Annotated in this window: 12 protein-coding genes; 11 read left to right on the top strand and 1 reads right to left on the bottom strand. The window is 47.5% G+C overall.

Features of this window, described 5'->3' with window-relative positions; translation table 11 throughout:
- Window positions 1–120 precede the first annotated feature (120 nt).
- The 10 genes from MHI37_RS03110 (at window position 121) to MHI37_RS03155 (ending at window position 14,901) form a co-directional block, all read left to right on the top strand.
- Complete coding sequence (locus tag MHI37_RS03110) at window positions 121–1,587, top strand: ABC transporter substrate-binding protein (RefSeq protein ID WP_076335095.1); 1,467 nt, start codon at window positions 121–123, stop codon at window positions 1,585–1,587.
- 80 nt (window positions 1,588–1,667) lie between these two features.
- A complete protein-coding gene (locus tag MHI37_RS03115) occupies window positions 1,668–2,606 on the top strand; it encodes an ABC transporter permease subunit (protein ID WP_179090137.1) in 939 nt (312 codons plus the stop codon).
- Window positions 2,607–2,660: 54 nt separating this feature from the next.
- Entirely contained in the window at window positions 2,661–3,578 is a 918-nt protein-coding gene (locus MHI37_RS03120) for a carbohydrate ABC transporter permease (RefSeq protein ID WP_076335096.1), read from the top strand.
- Window positions 3,579–3,610: 32 nt separating this feature from the next.
- Window positions 3,611–4,930, top strand: a complete 1,320-nt coding sequence (locus tag MHI37_RS03125) for a glycoside hydrolase family 125 protein (RefSeq protein WP_076335097.1) — start codon at window positions 3,611–3,613, stop codon at window positions 4,928–4,930.
- Entirely contained in the window at window positions 4,927–8,052 is a 3,126-nt protein-coding gene (locus MHI37_RS03130) for an alpha-amylase family protein (RefSeq protein ID WP_076335098.1), read from the top strand. Before MHI37_RS03125 ends, MHI37_RS03130 begins: the two co-directional genes overlap by 4 nt.
- Before the next feature lie 26 nt (window positions 8,053–8,078).
- On the top strand, window positions 8,079–10,832 hold the full coding sequence (locus MHI37_RS03135; protein ID WP_076335099.1) for an alpha-mannosidase: 2,754 nt from the start codon (window positions 8,079–8,081) through the stop codon (window positions 10,830–10,832).
- 869 nt (window positions 10,833–11,701) lie between these two features.
- Window positions 11,702–12,238 carry a sigma-70 family RNA polymerase sigma factor gene (locus MHI37_RS03140; protein ID WP_076335100.1) on the top strand — a complete coding sequence of 179 codons (537 nt, stop codon included), beginning with the start codon at window positions 11,702–11,704 and terminating at the stop codon, window positions 12,236–12,238.
- Complete coding sequence (locus tag MHI37_RS03145) at window positions 12,231–13,484, top strand: hypothetical protein (RefSeq protein ID WP_076335101.1); 1,254 nt, start codon at window positions 12,231–12,233, stop codon at window positions 13,482–13,484. The genes MHI37_RS03140 and MHI37_RS03145 overlap by 8 nt, the downstream gene beginning before the upstream one ends.
- Before the next feature lie 25 nt (window positions 13,485–13,509).
- Window positions 13,510–14,100, top strand: coding sequence for a Crp/Fnr family transcriptional regulator (locus MHI37_RS03150; protein WP_076335102.1), 591 nt, complete (start codon window positions 13,510–13,512; stop codon window positions 14,098–14,100).
- A gap of 66 nt (window positions 14,101–14,166) precedes the next feature.
- On the top strand, window positions 14,167–14,901 hold the full coding sequence (locus MHI37_RS03155) for an SDR family NAD(P)-dependent oxidoreductase (RefSeq protein ID WP_076335103.1): 735 nt from the start codon (window positions 14,167–14,169) through the stop codon (window positions 14,899–14,901).
- A 106-nt stretch (window positions 14,902–15,007) separates the two neighbouring features.
- Here MHI37_RS03155 and MHI37_RS03160 read toward each other — a convergent pair whose 3' ends face one another.
- Window positions 15,008–16,069, bottom strand: a complete 1,062-nt coding sequence (locus tag MHI37_RS03160) for a LysM peptidoglycan-binding domain-containing protein (RefSeq protein ID WP_076335104.1) — start codon at window positions 16,067–16,069, stop codon at window positions 15,008–15,010.
- A 512-nt stretch (window positions 16,070–16,581) separates the two neighbouring features.
- Between MHI37_RS03160 and MHI37_RS03165 the strand changes: the two genes are divergently transcribed.
- Window positions 16,582–17,484, top strand: coding sequence for an ABC transporter permease subunit (locus MHI37_RS03165; protein ID WP_256709849.1), 903 nt, complete (start codon window positions 16,582–16,584; stop codon window positions 17,482–17,484).
- Window position 17,485 lies beyond the last annotated feature (1 nt).

A 17,485-nucleotide genomic window follows, 5' to 3' on the forward strand; every position in this document is an offset into this window, starting at 1 on the left:
CGTTATTTTTATATTAGTCCTTAAAACGCATCGCGAATATGGGACAAGAGACAAAGAAGTAAGCGTATGCTTACACAATCGGTTTGTGCTTCGCAACACGATACGGGGAGGATTTACACAATGAATAAGAAAAGAAGATTTATACCAGCGCTTGCGCTGATGCTGGTCATGTCCATCGTGCTTAGCGCCTGCGGGGGCAGCAAAAACGAGAGCGCGGAAGGCACTGCCGAAAAACCGGTAGAGCTGATCTGGTACACGATTGGTACGCCTCAAAAAGATGTAGACAAGGTTATGGCTGAAGTTAGTAAATATACAGCTGAAAAAATCGGCGTTACCGTTAAAATGAACATGATCGATTGGGGCGACTACGCACAGAAGCTGCAAGTAATGACAGCATCCGGCGAAGCGGTAGACATTATGTTTACAGCCTCATGGGCATTCGACTACGTTCAAAATGCTAGAAAAGGCGCCTTCATGCAAATCGATGATCTGCTCAAAGAGCATGGACAAGGCATCGTCGACACGCTTGATCCGGCATTCTTGGAAGGCTCTAAGATCGATGGACATAACTACGGCATTCCAGCTAACAAGGAGCTGCCTGCTCAAGAGGTATGGCGCTTCAACAAGCAGTATGTAGACAAATACAATCTGGACATTTCGAAAGTTTACACGTTTGAAAGCCTAGAGCCTATGCTCAAAATCATTAAAGAAAATGAGCCAGGCGTATATCCATTTGCCGTTGATAAAAACCAAATGCCATACGTACCTTACGACTACGTAATCGAGAAGCTGCCTATGGCTGTGAAACTTGATACGACGGACTTCAAAATCGTCAACGTACTAGAGACACCTGAAATGAAACAAATTTTGAACACGATGCACAAGTACTACAAAGCAGGCTACATCCCGACTGAAGCCGCTACTATGGATTCGATGACAGATGTTCAAACGACAGGCAAATGGTTCGCTGACCGTGCGACATCGCAGCCTTTCGCTGACAACCTTTGGTCGGCAAGCTACGGCTACCCAGTCGTATCCACGCCAGCAAGCGATGCACTTATCTATAACTGGTCTGTAATGGGCTCTATGCAAGCAATTTCAGCTAACTCGAAATACCCAGAGAAAGCAATGGAATTCTTGAACCTGCTTAACACAGATCCTGTACTTCGCAACATGGTTGATTCAGGCATCGAAGGCGTTCACTACAAGAAAGCAAGCGACAATGTGATGGATAATCTTGATGAATCCAAAAACTATGATATGCCAACCTTTTCGCTGGGTAATGTTTTGCTCACTTACTTGAACACAACGGATCCTACGAACAAATGGGAAGAGTTCCAGAAGTTTAACGATGCAGGAACAGAAGCTCCGCTTCTAGGCTTCAACTTCGATACGTCGAAGGTAACAACGGAAATCGCGTCCGTAAACAACGTGAGGGAAGAATTCTGGGCGGCACTTATGACAGGAACTGTTGATCCTGAAACCTATCTGACGCGTGCGAATGATAAATTTAAGGCAGCTGGACTTGAAAAAATCATGGCTGAGGCTCAGCGTCAGCTTGACGAGTGGAGAGCCGCGAACAAGTAAACAAGCGGAAGGTATGAGGCGAATGCGCGGCATTCGATTCATACCTTCTCTCATTAATCTGACTGCAGAGAGGTGATCATGTGGGAGCCATAGGGCGTTTTCTCAAAGATATTAACAAAAATACAGCGATGCTGATCATGGTATTGCCAGCTACAGTTTGGTTTATTTTCTTCTCTTACTTGCCAATGGCGGGTATGATTATCGCGTTTAAGGAATACCGTTATAGCCGAGATGGATTCTTGGCAAGCATTATCGAAAGCAAATGGGTTGGCTTGCAAAACTTTAAATTTCTATTCAGTACGAACGATGCTTACATCATAACGCGCAATACGGTGTTATATAACATATTCTTTATCGTGCTTGGGCTAGTCATTGCTGTTGCGATGGCGATTATGCTGGCAGAAATTACGAACAAAAGATTAGCAAAAGTATACCAAACTGGAATGTTTCTGCCGTACTTCCTGTCATGGGTTATCGTAGGCTACTTCGTATTCAGCTTCCTGAGCCTAGATCGGGGCGTTGTTAACCAAGTTTTCGGCTGGTTCGGTATTGATCCAGTGAACTGGTATTCAGATCCAACCTACTGGCCAATCATTATTGTAGTCGTGTTTCTTTGGAAATCGGTTGGCTATAACAGCGTGATCTACTTGGCGGCTATTATGGGTATCGACAAATCGCTTTATGAAGCAGCGATGATCGATGGTGCCAACAAATGGCAGCAAATTCGCAACATTACAATTCCGATGTTAACGCCACTTATTACCATATTGACGCTTTTGGCAATCGGGAAAATCTTTTACGCGGATTTTGGACTATTCTATCAGGTACCGCGCGATTCCGGAACGTTGTACAGCGTAACGAACGTTATCGACACTTATGTATATCGTGGTCTCAAAACGACCGGTGAAATCGGCATGAGTACGGCAGCAGGCCTGTATCAATCGCTTATCGGCTTCGTTCTTGTCATTACTTCGAACGGAATCGTTCGCAAATTCAACAAAGACAATGCTTTGTTCTAGTCAGAGTGGCTTATAGCCAATAGAGACAAGCATTGCGAAGGGAGGAAAACCGCTGTGTCCGCTCAAACGACGAAAGGCCGCGATTTTCATAGGCTGACGCCAGCTTGGAATATCATTTTTCATTCTGTAGCCGGTATTTTTGCATTAATATGCGTATTTCCTTTTTTATTCGTTACGGTAATCTCCTTTACGGATGAGTCAACGCTTGCCAAGAATGGCTATCAGCTGTTCCCGGAAAAATGGAGCTTTGAGGCTTACAGCTATTTGTTTAAAGCTGGAGATCAGTTGCTCCGCTCCTATGGGGTAACGATTGCTGTTACGGTTATTGGTACGGTTATCGGTGTTGTATTTACGGCACTATTTGCTTATGCCATCTCGCGCCACAGCTTTAAATATCGTAACTTTTTCGCTTTCTTCGCCTTTTTTACGATGCTGTTTAACGGTGGCCTTGTACCGACTTATATTATTGTCACGCAGCTTCTTGGACTTAAAGATTCGATTTGGGCACTAATATTGCCGCTTGCGGTCAACGCATTTTATATTATGATTTTGCGTACGTTCTTCTCAACTATGGTACCGGATGCTATTATCGAATCAGGTAAAATAGACGGCGCTGGAGAGTTTGGCATCTTCTTTAAGCTGGTGCTGCCTTTGTCGCTTCCAGGTCTTGCTACCATTGGTTTGTTCAGCACGCTCGGGTATTGGAACGATTGGTTCAATGCGCTGCTGTATATTAACACGCCGAATTTAGTGCCGCTGCAATCGATGCTGATGCGGATTGAAAATAGTATGCAATTTATTATGCAAAACTCACAAAATGCTTCGCTCAGCGTAGGTGTGCTGCAGTCGATGCCGCAGGATACATCGCGTATGGCGATGGTGGTGCTTGCAACCGGTCCAATCGTATTCGCTTATCCGTTCTTCCAAAGATATTTCATTCAAGGTTTGACGGTTGGTGCCGTTAAAGAATAATAACAAATCTGTTTCCTAAAGGAGCAATGATCATGGAGCAATTTAGATTACCGAAAATTTCAATGCCTGAGCTGCCGCTGCCGCAGTCCGTTCACGATGTGCTGAAGGAAGCAGAGCAGAAGCTAGCGCACCGCCCGAAGCTGCTGCAGCTGTTCAAAAACTGCTTTCCCAATACACTGGAAACGACGACGAAACTGATGGACGATGGCACTACCTTTGTGATCACAGGCGATATTCCTGCGATGTGGCTGCGCGATTCCGTAGAGCAAGTCATTCATTACGTTCCGCTTGCGAAGGATGATAAGGACTTGCAGCGCATCATTGGCGGTCTGATCAAGCGCCATATCGATTATATTCAAATCGATCCTTATGCGAATGCTTTTAATGAAACGGACAATGATTGGCACTGGAATACAACGGATGAGACGGACATGTCTCCTTGGGTGTGGGAGCGCAAATTCGAGCTTGATTCCATCTGCTTCTCGATGCGCCTTGCGCATGCTTACTGGAAGGAAACAGAGCTGACAGATATTTTTGATTCCGGCTTCAAGGCAGCAATGCGCAGCATCGTTGAGCTATGGAAGACGGAGCAGCGTCACTTCGAGCGTTCCCCATACCGTTTTATCCGTGATAACGGCATTCCGACAGACTCGCTTCGCAATGATGGCCTAGGCATGCCAATCAACTATACCGGCATGATCTGGTCGGGCTTCCGCTCGAGCGATGATGCTTGTGATTTCCACTATAACGTGCCTGCCAATATGTTCGCGGTAGTTGCGCTGCGTCAAATGAGAGAAATAGCGGAGTGGGTATTCCGTGACATGGATTTCGTAAAGGAGCTGAAAAAGCTCGAGGATGATGTCGATCATGGCATTCAGCTGTACGGTATTTATCAGCATCCGGAATTTGGACCTATCTATGCTTACGAGACAGATGGCTTCGGCAACTATTGCCTGATGGACGATGCAGGCACGCCCGGCTTGATGTCGATTCCTTATCTTGGCTATACGACTGCTGATGATCAGATCTATCAAAATACGAGAAAATTTGCTCTTAGCAAGCATAACCCGTTCTACTACGAAGGCACGGCAGCGAAAGGAATCGGCAGTCCGCATACGCCGCCTGGATACATTTGGCATATGGCTTTGTCGATGCAAGGGATTACGGCAACCAGCAGCGAAGAAAAGCTGGCTTTGATTGCGATGCTGGAAGCGACTGATGCGGATACAGGATTCATGCATGAGGGCTTTCATTCGGATGATCCAACTTTGTTCACGCGCAAATGGTTCGCATGGTCGAACAGCTTATTCGCACAGCTTGTTTATCAGGCGATGAAGGATGACATTCTATGAGCATGAGCACCATTATTTTTTATGATCCGTCGTTTCCGCTGCATTCTCGCTTAAGCTCTGATTCCGAAGGGCAGCTTGTTCAAATCGGCAATGTTGTTCGTGGGAATGCTTTAGGTAAGGCGCTTCGTGATGCGGACGGAGGCTGCTTCGTAAACATGCACGCCCCCTATTTTCCTAAGGAAGCTTGGGCGGACATCTTAGCCTATCTGAAGCGCGGAGGCAGCTTGATCAATATTGGCGGAGCTCCGTTTAAATATCCCGTTTCTAAAAATGAAGCTGGTGCATGGGAAGCGGAATCTGAGCAAACGGCTTATCACCGCGAGCTTCATATCCATGAAGTGCTGCCTGTGGATGCAGCCAAGGTTAAGAGTATGACTGCACTTTCTGACATTCCGCTGCTGCAAGGCAAGGAATCGATGTTTGAAATAGCGAACACTTGGAATCTAGTGCCGCATGTGACAAAGACAAGCGATTTGCCTCATCAGATGGGATCGGCAGGACCGATGGACGCCCATTTGTTTCCGCTTCTAAAAGGGGTTTCTGCGGAGGGCAGAGAGGTTGCCGCTCCTGTCGTGCTTTGGGAAAATACAAAAGGTTCGTTCGCGGGTGGACGCTGGCTATTCGTAAATCAGCCGCTTACCGAACAATTCTGGCAAGGCGGAGGAGCTGAGGAGCTTCGCCGCTGGGCGGCATTTTGCAGTGAAGGGGTAACGGAGCTTTGGCTAAAGCCAAACTATGCTTCCTTCGAGCCAGGAGAGCGGGCTATGCTGACGCTGCAAGCACAGAAGCTTAGTCGTTTTGCCTTAAAAAGCGAGAGCGCATCTGCTGTAAGCTGGAGCTTCTCTATTGTAGTTCAGCATGACAGCATACCTGAGCAGCGCTTTACCGCCAGCCTGCAAGAGGACGTTGCAAGCAAACAGATGATCGTTCGTATTCCGGTTCCGCTTGAGCTTGTGAGCGGCTATTACAGCGTGGAATGCAAAGCGGAATCCTCTGAGGGAGAAGTTCGTTTTCTCCGTCAAGGTTTCTGGGGCTTTGACCGCGAGCTGCTTGCGGAAGGCAGCCCTGTTACAGCTGAACGCGATTATTTCATGAAGGACGGCCGGCCGATGCCGGTTGTGGGCATGACCTACATGACCTCGGATGTGGCACGAAAGTTTTTGTTCCTGCCGAACGCTTCCGTATGGGAGCGGGATATGGCTCAAATGCGCAAAGCGGGCATTAATTGGATCAGAACCGGCATATGGACCGCTTATCGCAATGTGATGCAGGTGGACGGCCATGCTTCAGAGGAGGCGCTTCGCGCCATTGACGCATTTCTGCTCACAGCGAAGCGGAATGATTTGCAGGTAACCTTTACGTTCTTCTCCTTCACACCAGAAACGTGGGAAGGGCAAAATCCATATCTCGACCCAAGAAGCGTTGAGGCTCAGAAACGGTTTATTAGAGCGATTGTCTCCAGACATAAGCAGTCTAAGCATGTGGACTGGGATTTAATTAATGAGCCGTCCATGTTCGATCCGCCGCGTATTTTCTCTGATGGTCCAAGGTCAATGCGAGATCCATTCGAGAAGGCTGCCTATGGAGCTTGGCTGAAGGAGCGTCACGGGTCGATTGTGAGGCTGCAAAAGCTGTGGAACATGACACCGGAGCAACTGCCAAGCTTTGAAGCGGCTGTGCCGCCGGAGCCAGAGGAAATCAACTTCGACGTGCAAGATATGCACCAAGGCAAGAAAGGAACGCGCTGGCTCGATTATGTGCTGTTCTCTATGGATATGCATAATCGATGGGCGCAGGAGCTGTACGCTGCGATCAAAGAAGAATGCCCTGACCATATGGTTACGGTTGGACAGGATGAAGCGCTGGGTGCGCAAAGGCCTTCTCCATTCTTCTACGGCGAAGCTGTTGATTATACAACCGTCCATTCGTGGTGGCTGAATGATCAGCTCGTATGGGACAGCATCTTCGCGAAGACAGCTGACAAGCCTAATCTTGTGCAGGAAACTGGCATCATGTACGTAGAGACGCCGGATGGCCGCGCGAAACGTTCGGAGGCAGAGCTGCGAAACATGCTTGAGCGCAAATATGCTTATGCCTTTGCGACTGGCGGGGCTGGTGCGGTTCAGTGGATTTGGAACACCAACTTCTATATGGATAATGCCAATGAGTCGCATATCGGTGCGCTTCGTGCGGACGGCACGGAGAAGCCGGAGGCTGACGTGTCCTACGATTTTGGACGGTTTATGGAAGAAATCAGAGATTTGTTCAAAGGGCGGGAGCTTGAGGATACCGCTGTTATTTTCCCTTATTCGAACGATTTCTCTAATCGCAAGCTGGCGTTTGATGCAACTACGAAAGCAACGCGCGTGCTCGCGTACGAATTGAATAAACCTTTTCGCGGTGCTTCGGAATATCATCTGGAGGAGCTTGAAGCAAACCCTGTCAAGCTCATCATTGTGCCAAGTGCCCATAATATAGACGATACTGCGTTCGAGCAGCTGCTTGGTTATATTGAAAAAACGGGTGCGACGCTTCTGCTGACAGGGCCAACAGGTCTTGACGCTTACTGGCGTCCAGTTGATCGCCATGCGGAACTGTTCGGCGCAAGAGAGCTTGTGAATGTGCTCCGTGAGGAACAACTTCGTATCGGAGATCGCGTGCTGCCTGTTTCTTACGGCAACCGCCGCATTGCGCAGGTATGGAAGGAAGCCAAGGTAAGCGATGCTGAGCTTGGCAACGATCAGCTTATCGAGCTGCCGCACGGCAAAGGACGCATTATTTGGAGTCCGCTGCCGGTGGAGCTGAATGATCGTATCGAGCCGATCTCGGCATTGTACCAATACGCACTAGCCTCCGCGGGTTGTTCGGAGGAGCTGGAGTGGGCAGCAGGTGGACAATTGCCAGGCGTCTATGGCCGCAAGCTGACTTTCGAAGAAGGTGCGTTGTACGTATTCGTGTCGGAGTACAGCCATAATGCAGATATTGAAGTGAAGGACCCTGTGACTGGCGTTCGATATTCTTTTGTGCTGGAAAAGGAAAGGTCTGTTCTATTCGGAGTGGATAAAGCAGGTCAGCTGTTAGCTGTCTACCGACCAAATCAAGTGAGCATAGCAGTATTATAATGACGAACAAGAAGAGGTGTTGAACGATGACCTACAAACGCACTGCCCATATTATCTCGCATACGCATTGGGATCGGGAATGGTATTTGCCTTATGAGAAGCATCATGTCTTGCTTGTGAAATTAATGGATACGCTGCTTCATACGCTTGATACCGATCCGAATTTCAAAAGCTTCTATTTGGATGGGCAAACGATCATATTAGAGGATTATTTACAGGTACGACCGGAGAACCGGGAGCGCCTTGAGCGTTATATTAAAGAAGGCCGTATTCCAATTGGGCCTTGGTATATTTTGCAGGATGCCTTCCTGACGAGCAGTGAAGCGAATCTTCGGAATTTGCAAATCGGGCATCAAGATGCGAGCCGTTTCGGCACGATCGCGAAGGTCGGATATTTTCCGGATACGTTCGGCAATATCGGCCAAGCTCCGCAAATTTTGCAGCAGGCAGGCATTGATAATGCGGTATTCGGAAGAGGCGTTAAGCCAACTGGATTTAATAACACGGTAGCGGATTCGGATTATGAATCGTCCTTCTCCGAGCTTATTTGGGAGGGGCCGGATGGCTCCCGCGTACTGGGCGTTCTATTCGCCAACTGGTATTGCAACGGTATGGAAGTGCCAACGGATGAAGCAGCTGCCAAAGAATATTGGGAGCGCAAGCTTGTAGAAGCGGAGAAATATGCCGCTACTGGTCAGCTGCTATTCATGAACGGCTGCGACCATCAGCCGATTCAACAGGATTTGTCTGCTGCACTGGATACAGCAAGACAGCTCTTCCCGGATACGGAATTTATTCATTCTAATTTCGAGGATTACTTAGCATCTGTGAACGAATCATTGAAGCATGAGTTGTCTGTCGTGAAGGGCGAGCTTCGCAGCCAGCGGACGGACGGCTGGTCAACGCTTGTGAATACAGCCTCCGCACGCGTCTATTTGAAACAAATGAATCAGCTCGGTCAAGCTATGCTGGAGAAGGTAGCAGAGCCGCTTGCAACGCTAGCGTATTCGCTTGGGCATGAATATCCGCATCATTTGTTTACGTATGCGTGGAAAACACTCATGCAGAACCATCCGCATGACAGCATTTGCGGCTGCAGCGTGGACGAGGTTCACCGTGAGATGGTTACCCGCTTTGATAAGAGCCGGCATGTAGCGGAAGCGATTATTGATGACAGCAAAGCGGTCATTGCTGATGCAGTCGACACGACCGTATTCGAGCAATACGGTGAGGATGCCCTTCCATTTGTCGTCTATAATACTACGGGCTGGGAGCGTAGTGGGGTCATTGAAGTCGAGCTTGACATCGCGCGTATCTATTTCCGTGATGGCTTGTCGCTTGATGAGATGAATCAGAAAATGTACAGCATTGATATAACCGGAAGAACGCTTGTTGATCATCGTGGTACAGCAATCGCTCATTCAGCTGTAGATTTGGGACTTCAGTTTGGCTATGATCTGCCGGATGATAAGTTCCGCCAGCCATATATGAGCCGCAAGGTGCGTCTGACGCTTGAAGCAGAGCAGGTAGCAGCACTTGGTTTGGCAGCATTTGCTTATGTTCGTAACGCTAAGACAGCTGAATTGCCGCTGGTATCGCTAGTCTCAGGAGAGCATGCACTTGAGAATGAATGGGTTCGAGTTGAAGTGGAGGCTGACGGATCATTTATTCTCACCGATAAACAGAGCGGTCAAATTTACCGCGACCTTGGCGTGTATGAGAATACAGGCGATATCGGCAATGAATACATGTACAAGCAGCCAACTAACGAGCAAGCGTTGACGACGAAGGGGCTTCCAGCCAGCATTCGACTTGTCGAGAATACGCCTTACCGTGCCGCATTCGAAATCGTGCATGAATGGGCAGTGCCTGCTTCGGCTGAGCCTTATTTCGAGATCGAGAAGCAAGAGGCGGTGTATTTCCCTAATCGGAAGTCACAGCGCACAGAGGCTACTGTTCCGCTTACGATCCGCACGGAAATTGCGATAAGCCGCTCTGGACAAGGTGTGGAATGGAAGTCTTCCTTCAACAACCAAGCGAAGGATCACCGGGTTCGTGTAGTATTCCCAACTGATCTTGAGACTTCTGTTCATCAAGCGGATTCGATCTTCGAGATTGCCACGCGCAATATCGAGCCGGCAGCCGAGTGGATCAATCCTAGCAATGCACAGCATCAGCAGGCATTCGTTGATGTGAGCGGTGAGCAAGCGGGTCTGACGGTTTCCAACCTTGGCCTAAACGAATACGAAGTATTGCGTGATGGACGCAATTCCATTGCGATCACTTTGCTTCGCTCAGTAGCCGAGCTTGGCGATTGGGGCGTGTTCCCAACGCCGGAAGCACAGTGTCTGGGAGAGCAAAGCTTCAGCCTGATTATCCTTCCGCATAACGGAGACGGCGCTGCATCCGGCGCTTACGCGCGAAGCTATCAGTTCCAGGTGCCGTGGACAGTCAGTCAGACTGGTGTCCATGCCGGCAAGCTTGCTCCAGCTTTATCCTTGTTCGATTGGAAGGGCGCGGGACTTGCGTTTTCCTCAATAAAGGTAAATGAGCAATCGGGTGATTTCATGCTTAGATGGTTTAATATGAAGCCTGATGAGACGGAGCTGAAGCTTTCCCAGGCTGCTGCTATATCACTCGAGCAATCCTACAAAAGCAATGTGCTGGAGCAGGAAGTGAAAGGACTTGTCCTAAATGGACAATCATCTCTGCAAGTGGCGGTTGGGCCTTGCGAGATTTTGACTGTAGGCATTAAGGGTCCTAGAGGCAGCGCATCATGATTTAATATCTGATGAATGGCAGTATATTTATAATGGTAAGGAGAGGTGTCTATTAGACACCTCTTTTTTTAATTTATAGGAAACTATGCATTCTGCGAACCTGTTGATAACGATGCTGCGCCAGCAGCCGGAGAGGGGATAACGAAAGCTAACGGAAGCCAGAGACGCTAAAGTTCGATTTTTGGTTAGAATCACATTTTAACGGAAGTGAGAGACGCTATTACGCAGAAATGAAGCGATATCGTGTATATTTGGTACAAATAGAGGCCCGTGTTTCCGTTACAATCTTGAAACGAACAATAAAGGCGATATAGCGTCTCTGATTTCCGTTAGAAGTGTGAGCTGACGCATCTGCGATTTCCAATCACCCGGAAATGTGAGCTGACGCATCTGCGATTTCCAATCACCCGCAAGGGTCATCAGAATGATCTACTCGCGCAGCGACCAAAACGTAAATGTAATCAAGGAGCTGAGCAGTTACTTTAGCGTTCTTTCTCCGGTTCTTAGATTGGCTGTGCTAGCTCGATGGGTTCAGCGCTATAGGAAGAGGCTGCGTTGCAGTTTGTACAACGTAATCGACGTTGCCAGCCAGCCTAACTAGGGCACGTACACTGTAGTTTGTGCAATAGAATGCCTATTCTAAGGTGATATTCGTTGGTTTGGAGCTCATTCTAGTGCAATATTACAATGTAGCCGTCTGAAACAGCACTCATGTGAGGTTTCCATTGTAATAAGTGCAGTGTAGGTGCTGCTCCTTCATCTAGCGAAGACTTTAGTGCTTTGCTTCCATAATCAAACATTGTTATCGTTGATTTTAAAGCCAAACACGGTATTCGTACGTCTAATGAATAGAAGAGACAAAGAAGCAGGTGAGATTAATTGATAAGCTGGTGAAAAAAGCGCAGAAGGGCGACACCGATGCCTTTACCCGGTTGTTTGTCCAAAATGAAGCCGATATTTATCGCATCGCATTCGTTTATGTTCGTCATGAGCAGGATGCCTTGGACGTGGTGCAGGAGACAGCGTACCGATCATTTAAGGGCATAGCTGCTTTGAAGAAGCCGGCCTATTTCAAGACATGGATCATCCGGATTGCGATTAGCAGCGCCATTGATCTGCTAAGAAGGCGTAATAAGATCACGCCTATGGAGGATAGCAAAGGGGCTCACTATCATACTACCGCTGTAGAGGAGAATGTGGTCACCGTTTCGCTGTCTCTGCAGCCAATTCTGGATTTGCTGGATGAGGAGGAGAAAGGTGTCATCCTGCTTCGTTATTATAAGGATTACACCATTCGAGAGGTGTCGGAAATATTGAATATTCCGCTGGGGACAGCGAAAACCTTATTGTACCGGGCGCTAAGCAAGCTGCGGACCTTCGTAAGGGAGGAGGACTATTATGAATGAGCAAGTAAAGCAAGCCATGTCGACGATGGAGCTTCCCCAGGCGCTTAGTGAGAGCACACGAATCGGTATTGCGCGTGCGGCGGGGGAGCTTGCTGAAGAGCGGAAAGCATATGCAAGAAAAAGAAGCTTGCTGCTAGGGTGCATAGCTGCTTCCTTAGCGGGCATTATCATACTTAGCATGACCGTATGGAATACGGAGGTGCGGGCCTCCATTCAGAAGGCGCTGCAATTCCTTCCGGGCTTTGGGGTAGTGAGTCATGAAGCAGACGATACGAGGCTTGTGCTAAAGCAGCCTGTTCATTGGGAGCTAGACGGAGTCCAGATCGATATTACGAGCTTAACGATTGATTCGGAGCAGACCTTGATTATGATGAGTGGCAATGGAGGAACGAGGTTCGGAGACTTTGTTACTTTATATCAGGAAGGGAAGGCCTTCGAAGTAAAACACAACATGGCACAAATGGCGAATGCGGCGTGGACGGCGCTGTACTGGTACGATGGCAGGCTGGAGCTGGATACAGGCAAAGCCTCGCTGAAAATAGACAGCAACGGAAAGGAAATTACCATTCCTATTGTATTGGAAGAGGCAGACTCCTTCGCTAGCTATGAAGATGTCGGTCCCACCGTAACGGCAAACGGGATATCGGTGACCGCGGCATTAGGGCGGGAAGAAGCGAAGACGAGAATATTTTTGGCTGCTCGCCATTCCGGTAAATTCAGAATTAGCAGCTTCGGACTGCATGAGAGCTTTGGAACCCAATTATCAATTCAGGACGATAGAGGAACACCGGTTGACATCGAACTTATTCATGGAATATCTGCTCCCGCAAACGATTTTTATGTCCAATTGCCAGAGAGCTCGAATCGTTCCTATACGCTGAGGATTCCGGCGATCACTGCTGCTTACGATGACCAAGCGACAGTCGTATTGCAAGCCGAGACGAATGTTGATTTGAACCGGAAGGTTGAGCTTGCTGGTTTTCCCTTTATGATTACAGGCACAGAGCTAATTGAAGACAACGCCCTTCGAGTTTATGTGGATATGGATTATGATGATCGCGCTCCGAGCTCGCTAGTCATGTTCAGGTTGAAGCGGCAAGGCCATATGGCTAAGCTAAGTGAAGGGAGACATGTCTTGGAATACATCGAATTTGATATCGAGCCGGGAAAGAAGAAGGTAAAGCTTACACTTGAAAGGCCGGAGGTCGTCATAAGGGGGCCTTGGGAGATCTTGATTAAGCCTTAACATCAGGAGGAGTGAAACTCAGTTCATGAGCGAGCACAAAGAGCAATATGAATGTATCCAAAGGCTGCGGCATGCACCGGCAGTCAGTGATTCGGGGTGGGAGCTTTTCATTCACCGGACAGAGCGAAAACAAGTGAAGCGGGGGGCGTATCTGGTGAACGCCGGTGAGCGGGTTTCTTACGCTTATTTTTGCATCACAGGATTGTTTCGATTATTTTACACACTGGAGGATGGGAAGGAATTTATTAAGAGCTTCTCGCTGTCCAATGAATTTGTTACCTCCTATGGTGCCATGATTAGTGGAGAGCCATCCTATTTTTCCATACAGGCATTAGAGGATTCGGCAGTCATTGAAATACCATATGCTGTGCTGCAAGAGCTGTCGGATCGAAGCCATGAGTGGGAAAGGTTTGTTCGCAAAAGTGTGGAACAGCTCTATTTGAAGAAAGAAGAGCGTGAGCGCGAACTGCTCTTTTTAAGCGCAGCAGAGCGGCTAGAAGCTTTTAGAAAGAAGTACCCTGATCTGGAGCTGCGAATACCCCAGTATCAAATTGCTTCCTATTTAGGGATAAGCCCCGTCTCGCTAAGCCGCATCATCAATCAGAAAAGAAATTAACATACGTTAATGAGCGGACCCGTTCCTCTAAGCTACAATAAGCAGAGTGAAGGGGGAGAAGCAGCAATGAGGCTGAAGGGACACACGGTTATGATTACAGGCGGCGCATCTGGAATAGGGTTTGCGATAGCAAAGAAGCTGGCTCAAATGAACAATAAGGTCATTATCGTTGGACGGGATCAAGGGAAGCTTGAGGCAGCCCGTGCGGAGGTTCCTGAATTGGTGACGCTCTCCTATGATATTAGCTTAGAGGCCGAGCGTGTAGCTCTAGCGTCCTTGCTGGCAGAGCGATATCCTGATTTAACGATGTTAATTAATAATGCCGGCATTCAATATCAGTGCAGGTTCGATGTTGATCCTCCTTCTGTACAGGAGATTCATCAAGAAATGGAGACCAACTTTATCGCAGCCGTTCGGCTGAGCTCGTTGCTTATTCCTCTTCTGCAAAATAAACCGGAGGCCGCCATTATTAATATTTCGTCTGGGCTAGCCATTGCTCCGAAGGCAGGAGCACCCATATATTGCGCTTCGAAGGCAGCCTTATCGAGCTTTACAAGGTCGCTTAGGTACCAGTTGGAGCATACTCCGATTCAGGTGTTCGAGGTTTTGGCTCCTCTTGTTGATACGAGCATGACGCAGGGGAGAGGCCGAGGGAAAATGAGTACTGCGGCATTTGCCGAGGAATGTGTTGCAGGCTTGGCTCGAAATCGAGTTGTTTTGCGGATTGGCAAGACGAAGCTGCTATATTTACTTCATCGGATTGCTCCGAGTGTGGCGTATCGAATGTTGAAGAACGGGTAGTGAGGAATCAAATAGTATTAAAAAAACGCTTCCGACAAGCGTCTCATAAGAGACTGCTTAGTCGGAAGCGTTTTTTTGCTGCAGCTGTGCTTGGCAAGGCGCTATGCTATTCCTTTGGTATTTTCAGCACTGTGCCTGCCTTCACATTATCAATATCGACGATATGATTGTAGTCCGCAATGAATAGGGCATATTTATTAGAGCCAAAATAGATTTTGGAGATGCTGTATAGCGTTTCGCCAGCTTTCACCGTATGATTAGTTGCCGCGATTACAGGTAGGTTATCTTCCGGAGTAATTATAGTATCCGGCTTATAGTTTTTAAGTGAAGGGATGATAAGGTTGGTGCCTGCTTTCAAGCCCTTTGTTTTGTCGAGTTTGTTTTCCTCAGCAATGTAATCTACGTATTCCGCCGATTTGTAAAACATTCTGGAAACGCCGGACAACGTATCGCCAGCCTGAATCAAGTAGGTAGCAGGCAGCGTAATTTTCGAATAGTCCTTTGCTGCGTCCTGTCCGCCGCCTGTTGTACTTTGTTTTGAGGGTAACGCAGGGATGGTTAGCGTATCTCCTGCTTTCATATCATTAATAAATAAAATTTGGTTAGACTCCGCTAACAAAGCGTAGTGCTCCTTGGATTGATAAAATTTTTCCGATATGGAGCTAAGCGTGTCGCCTTTCTGAACCACATAGGTCGTAGGAAGCTTCACGGTGCTGCTGGAGGGAGCTGTTGTCTTGTCATCGCTTTTCTCTGGCACTTGAATCGGTTTTTCCGTTTGCTTGGGCACGGAAGGCACGGCTTGTTCGTTATTTTGTTTGACGGGAGCATCCGTTGCTGCTGGATTGGAAGAATTGGTGTTTTCCTCGATATCCTCAGCTGGCTTAGGCTCTTCTTCGACATCTATCGTTCCAGCCGGTACGGGATCGTCTTCTAACGATACTTTTCCGTCAAATCCGTTATTCTCGGTCTGCTCATTTGTGCTCCCGCTGCTTTCAACAGCAGCCGCTTGGCTATTAGCATCAACGAGATTCGTATATTTGCTGTACAATACTCCACAAACGCTTGCGAGAATGATGAGGATAGCTAGATAGATGATGAGGGTTGTTTTCTTTAAAGATACAGAGCTGCCATTTCGACGTTTGTTGCTGCGTTCGGTTGCATTATTCAAAGCGTGATCTACTCCCTTGTTTCTGAACTTATTCCTATTCTATCCGACTTGTCGAAACCTGTGGAATGGGCCTAAACAGCCATTTTCTGCGTTGCGCCTAAAACACGATCCTTTTTGCATGCAGTGTGGTTCAACAAGCATTGATAGATTTGGGAAATTACTCTAATGATAACTATATTACACTATTATTCTGGACAAAAACTAAACATAGGGCCAGCGACTGCAGAAATCGTTTGCGGGTTCTCGCCTTTCGGCTGCTTGCTTCATATTTCGGATGTATCACATTTATTTGTGCGCCAAAAACGATTCTAATAACGAAAACCGAAAAATGGTGACCGGAATACGAAATCTCAAGCCTTACGAGATGAGGGACAACGATCTACAATAAATAGATAAGAACTGCAAGGGCTTACATTTAGATTCACAACAGCATGGAGGTAATTATTTTGAAGACACAAAGCAATTCAGCACCAGCTTCCTTGTTTGCTGGGGATAACAAGGCACCCAGAAGTATGTGGTTTAAGAAGCTGTACAGCCAAAGACATATTCAGATTATGGCGTTACTAGGTGTTGCATGGATCATTATTTTTAACTACATTCCGATGTATGGTGTCATTATTGCTTTTAAAGAATTTAATATCGTCAGATCGATTGGCGAAGCGCCTTGGGTAGGCTTCACGCATTTCTTGGAATTTTTCAAGGATGAGAGCTTCATAGATGTAATGAGGAATACACTCGGCATTAGTCTCATTAAACTCGTGATCGGTTTTCCACTTCCTATTATTTTTGCATTATTTCTAAACGAGGTCCGATCTGTCTTGTTCAAGAGGACGATTCAGACGATTTCTTATCTGCCCCACTTTTTGTCATGGGTCATTCTCGGCGGGATCTTGACGACCTGGCTCGCGGATGTAGGAATTATTAACAATGTGCTGCTTGCCCTGCATTTCATTGATGAGCCGATCTCTTATTTGGCAGAGCCAAGCTACTTCTGGAGCATCATCATTACATCCGATATATGGAAGGAATTGGGCTGGTCCGCGATTATCTATCTAGCGGCTATCTCCAGTGTATCGCCAGAGCTGTATGAAGCGGCAACGATTGACGGAGCAGGACGCTTTCAGAAAATGTGGTATGTTACTTTGCCTAGCATCAAAGCGACGATCTCCATCCTATTTATTCTTGCCGTGAGCGGCGTGCTTAACTCCAACTTCGATCAGGTGCTTGTGCTGAGAAACTCTTTGAATGAGAGCGCAAGTAACGTTATTGATATCTATGTGTATCAGACGGGGATGCAGCAAGGGCGCTATTCTTATTCGACTGCAGTAGGGCTGTTCAAGTCTGTGATCGCGCTGGTTCTCTTGTTAATAGCGAATCGAGTAACGAAAAAAATGAACGATACATCACTTTTCTAGA

The organism is Paenibacillus sp. FSL H8-0548 (assembly GCF_038630985.1).
Lineage (GTDB): Bacteria > Bacillota > Bacilli > Paenibacillales > Paenibacillaceae > Pristimantibacillus.